At 68.3% G+C, this 6913-nt stretch carries 5 protein-coding genes; 2 read left to right on the top strand and 3 right to left on the bottom strand.

The annotated features are described in order from the left end of the window. Nucleotides 1–55: 55 nt before the first annotated feature. Nucleotides 56–2086, top strand: coding sequence for an elongation factor G (gene fusA, locus Q0654_RS09795; RefSeq protein ID WP_298853245.1), 2031 nt, complete (start codon nt 56–58; stop codon nt 2084–2086). 71 nt (nt 2087–2157) lie between these two features. Then, a complete protein-coding gene (locus Q0654_RS09800; RefSeq protein ID WP_298853247.1) occupies nt 2158–2385 on the top strand; it encodes a hypothetical protein in 228 nt (75 codons plus the stop codon). A gap of 578 nt (nt 2386–2963) precedes the next feature. On the opposite strand, the gene Q0654_RS09805 is transcribed toward Q0654_RS09800, so the two are convergent. The 3 genes from Q0654_RS09805 to dnaK form a co-directional block, all read right to left on the bottom strand. Continuing rightward, nucleotides 2964–4010 carry a hypothetical protein gene (locus Q0654_RS09805; protein WP_298853248.1) on the bottom strand — a complete coding sequence of 349 codons (1047 nt, stop codon included), beginning with the start codon at nt 4008–4010 and terminating at the stop codon, nt 2964–2966. A 337-nt stretch (nt 4011–4347) separates the two neighbouring features. Beyond that, a complete protein-coding gene (gene dnaJ / locus Q0654_RS09810; protein ID WP_298853250.1) occupies nt 4348–5472 on the bottom strand; it encodes a molecular chaperone DnaJ in 1125 nt (374 codons plus the stop codon). 140 nt (nt 5473–5612) lie between these two features. Next, nucleotides 5613–6913 (bottom strand): molecular chaperone DnaK (gene dnaK, locus Q0654_RS09815; RefSeq protein WP_298853252.1); only part of this gene is annotated, 1301 nt, incomplete at its 5' end.

Consider the following 6913-nt stretch of genomic DNA (forward strand, 5'->3'; position numbering starts at 1 on the left):
CCGGCAACGCAGGTCTACACTCGGCGCCAGTGCGCAAGGCAAGAGGGGATCGCTCATGGCTGACCTGACCCGACTCCGCACCCTGGCCCTGCTGGGCCCCGCCGGCAGCGGCAAGACCACGCTCGCGGAAAGTCTGCTGCTCGCCGCGGGCGCCATCCCGCAGGCGGGCAGCATCGAGAAGGGCACGACGGTCAGCGACTTCGATCCGATCGAGAAGCGCATGCAGCATTCGCTGGCATCAAGCCTGCTGCACTTCGAGCACGCGGGCCTGCGGGTGCATCTGATCGACACCCCCGGCGCGCCGGATTTCAGCGGCCATGCACTGCCGGCGCTTGAGGCCGTCGAGACCGCCATCGTGGTGATCGACGCCCAGCGCGGCATCGAGCTGATGGCGCAGCGCGCGATGGACACCGCCGCCGAGCGGCTGCGCGACCGGGTCATCGTCATCAACAAGATCGACGCCCCCGGCATCGACCTGCCCGGGCTGCTGGAACAGATCCGCGAGACCTTCGGCCGCGAGTGCCTGCCGCTCAACCTGCCCAAGGCCGGCGGCGTGCAGGACTGCTTCTTCGCCAGCAGCGGCGCCTCGGACTTCGGCTCCGTCGCCGACGCCCATCGGGCCCTGGTCGAACAGGTGGTCGAAGTCGATCCCGAGTTCGTCGAGCGCTATCTCAATGAGGGCGACGTGCCCGCCTCGGAGCTGCACGTACCGCTCGAGCAGGCCCTGCGCGAGGGCCATCTCGTGCCCGTGCTGTTCACCGCTGCGAAGAGCGGCGTCGGCGTGCCCGAGCTGCTGGCCTGCATCGAGAAGCTGCTGCCCAATCCGCTGGAAGCCAATCCGCCGGTGTTCCAGCGCAGCGAGGGCGAGGACTCGGTGCCGGTTGACGTGAGCATCGATCCCGAGGCCCACGTGCTTGCCCATGTGTTCGCGCAGCGCAGCGACCCCTTCCTCGGCAAGCTCGGTTTCGTGCGGGTGCATCAGGGCACGCTGCGGCGGAACATGCAGCTCTATGTCGGTCACGCGCGCAAGCCGGTGCGGGTGGCGCATCTGTTCGCCCTGCAGGGCAAGACCCAGGTGCCGATCGAGGAAGCAGTGCCGGGTGAGATCTGCGTGGTCGCCAAGCTCGATGAGCTGCATCTGGACGCGGTGCTGCACGATGCCGCCGAGGACGCGCACCTGCACCTGGCGCCGCTGAAACTGCCCGAGCCGGTGCACGGCCTCGCCATCGCGCCGACCCGGCACGGCGACGAGCAGCGCCTGTGGGATGTGCTGCATCGCCTGGTCGAGGAAGACCCCTGCCTGAAGCTGGAGCAGAGCGCGCAGACCGGACAGACCCTGGTCTACGGGCTCGGCGACCTGCACCTGCGCGTGCTGATCGAACGCCTGCGTGAGGCCTACAAGTTCGAAGTGCACACCGAGCCGCCGCGCATCGCCTACCGCGAGACCATCAGCGCGACGGCCGAAGGCCATCACCGCCACAAGAAGCAGACCGGCGGCGCCGGCCAGTTCGGCGAGGTTTTCCTGCGCATCGAGCCGCTGCCGCGCGGTGCCGGCCTGCAGTTCGTCGATGCGGTGAAAGGCGGCGTGATTCCGGGCTCGCTGATCCCCGCCGTCGAAAAGGGCGTACACGAAGCCTGCGCCCACGGCGTCATCGCCGGCTACCCGCTGGTCGACATCAAGGTCACCGTCTACGACGGCAAGTACCACAGCGTCGACAGCAAGGAAGTCGCCTTCGTCAGCGCCGCCCGCAAGGCCGTGCAGGCCGCGGTGCGCGAGGCGAAGCCGGTGATCCTGGAGCCGATCGTGCAGGTCGAGGTGCTGGCGCCCGAAGCGCATGTGGGTGATGTCAGCGGCGATCTCGCAAGCCATCGCGGCCAGGTCACCGGCACCCGCGCCGCCCTGCCCGGCCAGCTGCGCATCCAGGGCTTGGCACCGCTGGCGGAGCTGGCCAGCTTCCAGACCCGCCTCAACGCGCTGACCAGCGGCCAGGCCAGCTACACCCTGAGCCTGAGCCACTACGAGCCGGTGCCGCCGAACCTGCAGGCGCAGCTGGTGGCGGGGTTCACGCGGCAGGAGGAGGAGTGAGCGATCACTCCAGCGGTGATGCCCCGTCTGGCGTCAGCGCTTCCAGGCCTGGGCTTGTGGAACTGGGCTGCATGGGCCTCGTCGCCGAGATGGTGCTGTGGACAGTGGCCGTGATCGCGATCGGCATCAGCGGCAGCGAGCTGTGGGGCTACGTCATTGGGGTTGGCGCAGGCGCGCTTGCGCTCGGCCTGATGTTCCGGCGCTGGTCTGGCCAGCCGCAACGCGATGTGGGCGACCGGCGGCGCGGGGGTGAAACCTTCGAGAGTGATGCAGCTGACGGCGGCGGAGGTGGCGATTGAGAGTGGGGGCGCGCGTCTGTGCGCGTCGGCAGAAGACCCACCCGCGTGCCGCTGGCGCCGCTGAATCTGCTGAAGCCAGAACCGCAGCGCTAGCGAACCGCGGCGCACCCCTCCCCCTCTCCCCAACCCCTCTCCCATGAGGGTAGAGGGGCTCGTCCGAGGCACTTCCTGGCGGCTCGTCTGATGCACTCCCTGGAGTGCTGCCAGGGGGGCTCGAGTGGGGCTCAGCGGAGACAAGCGATGCTGGCGGACGCAGGCAACGCATGCACCTGCATAGGGTGGGCCCTGGCCCACCGTGACCTGCACCCTGCCCCGGTCCGCTGCGCCCATGACTGCGCCGCAAGCGCGAACCCGCCCGTCATGCGACAATCCGCGGCCCTTTCCACCCACACCAAGGACTTCGCCATGAAACTGGCCCGCCTGCGTCGCCGTCGCAATCGCCTCCGCCGCGATCTGCGTACCCGCGGCAAGCTGTAAGCAGAACCCCGCGACCCACCGATGCGCATGACGCCGGTGGGTCGCTCTCTTTCAGGCGCTCGCGCGAGTTGACCGCGAGACCCCTCTGTTGAAGCAGCGACTTAGGGAGTCGGCGTCTCGTAGCCGTTGCAGAAGATGGCGTCCATGCCGTGCCGGCCCTCGCAGCCGTTGCGCAGCGGCACCTCCAGCAGCAGGCACTCCGCCCGTTCGGGATTCGCAGCACACACGTCGAGCCCCTGCGCCGCCGGCGTCTGCAGGCTGTCGATGCTGTAGAGCACAGGCACCGCGCCAGGCGTCAGTACGCCCGGGTTCACGCCGATACGCAGGAAGCCACTGGCACCCGCATTCAGCACCGCGCTGCTGCTGCAGCTCAGGGTGAAGCCCGGATCGACGCTGCCGGAACTGCTGCAGTTGAAGCCCGCCGGGCTCGACGCGTTGCCGGCGGCACGCCAGAACACACCGCGAGGCAGCTGGATCTGGATGTTGGTGCGCGCCGCGGCAGCCGCACCGATGTTGCGGAACTGGGCGGTGACGGTGCCGGTCTCATCGCCGATCGCGAGCCCGCCGCTGCTGTAGCTGCCGCCCTCGAACACCAGCTCGGGAACGGGCGCTGTGGCAATGCCGAGGTCCATCACGTCGCACCAGATCGGCGAGGTGTCCTGCAGGCACTGGCCGAGTGTGGGCGAGCCCTGCGGCGGCAGCTCGTCGAGCCCGACATAGATGGGCGCGCTGCCCAGCGGCGCATCCGCCGCCACCGCGACATCGAACACCACTCCGCTGTACTTGTTGATCGCGAGCGGATTTCCCGAAAGCCCCGCACCGGTGCAGCGGATGGTCTGTCCACTGGGCTCCGCCGCCTCGGCCGTGCAGGAGACGAAGGTCGGCCGGAAGCCCTGATGGCTGACATAGCTGAGTCCCGGCGGCAGGCGCAGGTAGACGCTCGTGACCTCGGTGCCGTCGCAGGCCTGTCCCGGACAGTTCTCCATGTAGACATCGACCTTGCCGGTGCTGCCGCGCAGGAAGGGCTGTCCGAAGTTGGTGCCCGACAGATCGGGACGCAGATCGACCATGACGGTCGTGCTGGCCAAGACGATCGCGCTTGCCGTCATTGCGGCCATCAGTGCGAGCAGGACAAGGAATTTCGACATGGCGGCGCTCCGCGAACCTGAGGGGCCCGCAGCTTCGATGCGGGGCCATGCAGTTCAGGCTAGACCCATGAGAGCGGCTTGATCACCCCGCGAACAGGGGGTGTTCCGGCCTGCCGGAGATGCGCTGCACGTTCGGGGGCGCAGCACACCGCTGCGGGAGGTGCGCAGGACGCAGCCGCTGCGTGCCATTCGGAATTCAGCGCGCTGGTGAACAATCGGCTGCAGCTGCTGATCGGCCACCGACGCCCATGGCGGGCTCGCTGGGACAGGCATGACATCGATGCCGGCGCGGGCTGCCGGCGTGGCCACCAGCCTGCGCACGAAGCGGACTGCGTCCTCAGCCTGTCATCTTGTCGAAGAAGCTTTTGACCCCGTCCAGCCAGGACGTGGCGCGCGGGGAGTGGGCGAGCGCGTCCGCGCCTTCGAAGGTGCTTTCGAACTCAGCCAGCAGCTCCTTCTGGCGCTTGGTCAGCTTGACCGGGGTCTCGACCACGACCTTGCACAGCAGATCGCCCTTGCTGTGGCTGCGCACGGACTTGACGCCCTTGCCGCGCAGGCGGAACACCTTGCCGGTCTGGGTCTCGGCGGGAATCTTGACGATCGCCTCGCCGTCCAGGGTCGGCACCGGCAGCTCGGCGCCCAGCGCTGCCTGGCTGAAGCGGATCGGCACCTCGCAGTAGAGGTCATCACCATCGCGCTGGAAAATGGCGTGCTCGCGCACCCGCACTTCAACGTAGAGGTCACCGGCCGGCGCACCGGCAGGCCCGGCTTCGCCCTCGCCCGCCAGGCGGATGCGGTCGCCGGTGTCGACGCCGGCAGGAATCTTCACCGCGAGCGTCTTCTCGGATTCGATGCGACCTGCGCCATGGCAGGTCTTGCAGGGGTTCTTGATGGTCTTGCCGCTGCCCGCGCAGTGCGGGCAGGTCTGCTGGATGCTGAAGATGCCCTGCTGCATGCGCACGCGGCCGTGGCCGCCGCAGGTGCGGCAGGTTTCGACCTCACCGTCGGCCGAGCCACTGCCGTCACAGACGCGGCACGCAACCACGGTGGGGATCTCGATCTCCTTCTCGACGCCACCGACGGCTTCTTCGAGATCGAGGTCGACCACATAGCGCAGGTCGGCGCCGCGGCGCGGCCCGCGTCCGCGGCCACCACCGAAGATGTCGCCAAAGATGTCGCCGAAGATGTCGCCCATGTCGACGCCGCCCGGCCCACCGCGTCCACCGCCCATGCCACCCTCGAAGGCAGCGTGGCCGTGCTGGTCGTAGAGCCGGCGCTTCTGCGCATCGGCCAGCACCTCGTAGGCCTCCTTGGCCTCCTTGAACTTGGCCTCGGCCTCGGCATCGTCCGGATTGCGATCCGGGTGGAACTTCATCGCCAGCCGACGATAGGCCTTCTTCAGGTCTTCGTCGGAGGCGCTGCGTTCGACGCCGAGCACCTGGTAGTAGTCGCGTTTTGACATGGGATTCGTGATTCGGGATTCGGGATTCGTGCTGCGTTGAACGGCGAGGCCGCAGCAAACGCCGCGGCCTCGATCCAGCCTCTAGGGTTGGGAGTGACGGGCTCTAGCGAATCCCGAATCCCCAATCCCCAATCCCGGCCTCACTTCTTGTCGTCCTTGACCTCGGTGAACTCGGCGTCGACCACGTCGTCGTTGGGCGCCGAACCGCCGCCCTGCGCCTGCGGGCCCGGGCCGGCCTGACCGGCTGCGGCGGCCGCCAGCGGCTGCGCGGCTTCCTCCAGGGCCTTGGTCTTGGCCTCGATCTGGCCCTTGTCGTCGCCCTTCATGGCCTTCTCGAGATCCGACAGCGCGGCCTCGATGCGGCCGATGGCCTCACCGCCGACCTTGTCGCCGTGCTCCTTGATGGCCGCCCGGGTCGAGTGGATCAGGGCGTCGGCCTGGTTGCGGGCGCCGACCAGCTCGTGGAACTTCTTGTCCTCTTCGCGGTTGGCTTCGGCGTCGGCGACCATGCGCGCGATCTCGTCCTCGGACAGGCCCGAGCCGGCCTTGATCTCGACGCGCTGCTCCTTGCCGGTCTTCTTGTCCTTGGCGCTGACGTGCAGGATGCCGTTGGCGTCGATGTCGAAGCTCACTTCCACCTGCGGCATGCCGCGCGGCGCCGCCTCGATGCCGGCCAGGTCGAACTTGGCCAGCGACTTGTTGTAGCGGGCCTGTTCGCGCTCACCCTGCAGCACGTGCACGGTCACGGCGGTCTGGTTGTCCTCGGCGGTGCTGAACACCTGCGAGGCCTTGGTCGGCACCGTGGTGTTCTTCTCGATCAGCTTGGTGAACACGCCGCCCAGGGTCTCGATGCCCAGCGACAGCGGGGTCACGTCGAGCAGCAGCACGTCCTTGACGTCGCCGGCCAGCACGCCGCCCTGCACCGCCGCGCCGATGGCCACGGCTTCGTCCGGGTTGACGTCCTTGCGCGGCTCCTTGCCGAAGAACTCGGTGACCGCCGCCTGCACCTTGGGCATGCGGGTCTGGCCGCCAACGAGGATGACCTCGCTGATGTCGCTCATGCGCAGGCCGGCGTCCTTCATCGCGATCTTGCAGGGCTCGATCGTGCGCTTGACCAGGTCGTCGACCAGGGCCTCCAGCTTGGCGCGGGTCAGCTTGATGCTGAGGTGCTTCGGGCCCGAGGCATCGGCGGTGATGTAGGGCAGGTTCACTTCGGTCTGCTGGCTCGACGACAGCTCGATCTTGGCGCGCTCGGCGGCGTCCTTCAGGCGCTGCAGGGCCAGCGGATCCTTGCGCAGGTCGATGCCCTGGTCCTTCTGGAACTCCTCGACCAGGTAGTCGATGACGCGCATATCGAAGTCTTCGCCGCCCAGGAAGGTGTCGCCATTGGTGGCCAGCACCTCGAACTGCTTCTCGCCGTCGACTTCGGCGATCTCGATGA

The sequence above is a fragment of the uncultured Aquimonas sp. genome (assembly GCF_937888285.1).
Lineage (GTDB): Bacteria > Pseudomonadota > Gammaproteobacteria > Xanthomonadales > Xanthomonadaceae > Aquimonas.

Bases quoted from the DNA above. Each gene is read 5' to 3' on its own strand.
- fusA (WP_298853245.1), top strand. From the start codon at position 56: ATGGCTGACCTGACCCGACTCCGCACCCTGGCCCTGCTGGGCCCCGCC.
- Q0654_RS09800 (WP_298853247.1), top strand. From the start codon at position 2,158: ATGGGCCTCGTCGCCGAGATGGTGCTGTGGACAGTGGCCGTGATCGCG.
- Q0654_RS09805 (WP_298853248.1), bottom strand. From the start codon at position 4,010: ATGTCGAAATTCCTTGTCCTGCTCGCACTGATGGCCGCAATGACGGCA.
- dnaJ (WP_298853250.1), bottom strand. From the start codon at position 5,472: ATGTCAAAACGCGACTACTACCAGGTGCTCGGCGTCGAACGCAGCGCC.